1 protein-coding gene is annotated in these 683 nt (G+C 46.0%); it reads right to left on the bottom strand.

The features are described 5' to 3' along the window. On the bottom strand, positions 1–683 hold a 683-nt coding region (locus ACFINF_RS09455; RefSeq protein WP_375620623.1), incomplete at both ends, for a DUF4815 domain-containing protein.

Raw genomic sequence — 683 nt, 5'->3', positions numbered from 1 at the left:
GACAACACATCATCAGGGACACTGGGTGCCATAGGGTGATCTGCCGAGATACCTTTGATGTAAACCACATTGCCCCCCGTGTTGAGACCTATACGGTCAATGCGGGGTAATTTGTAAGTGTAACTGACGATAATATCACCACCTTGCGCCCCACCTGAGACAGTGATTTCCTGCGCTGTTACTTTATCAGCCGTGATTTTTGCGCGGGTGCGGTAAGTCACCTTATAGCTGCTCCCCGCTAAAGGTTCGTCTCCCACCGGTGCCCAATCAATGGTGTCTCCGGTTTTTTTAAAATCTGTACCTTCTTTAAATTCCTTGTTTCCTTGAACGACTTTAATAAAAGAGGTGATGCTTTTATCAGGAACACCATCACGCCCTGCGGCAACTGCACCACGGGTGACGTTAACGGTTTTTTCTTTTGTCAACAAAAGAGACTGAATATCAGCAATAGGAAAATAATAGGGTTTAAAGGTAAAACTTGTTTTCCCTTTTGGAGGCGCAAAAATATGCGTTTCGCTTGGAACAACGCTTGTCGAAAAATCTTGCACCTCTTCATGGCGCAAGGCGGCTAAGCGCTTGCGTTTAAAGCCATTGATATTGGCTTCTCCTTCTTGAATGCTAAAGACTTGGCAACCGTTATTTGCTCCCAATGCGCTCACACGGCAGCCACTCACGATATAATG

Source organism: Bartonella sp. TS25HLJMH (assembly GCF_042193505.1).
GTDB classification, from domain to species: Bacteria; Pseudomonadota; Alphaproteobacteria; order Rhizobiales; family Rhizobiaceae; genus Bartonella; species Bartonella grahamii.
This window is presented reverse-complemented; position numbering and strand designations above follow the sequence as displayed.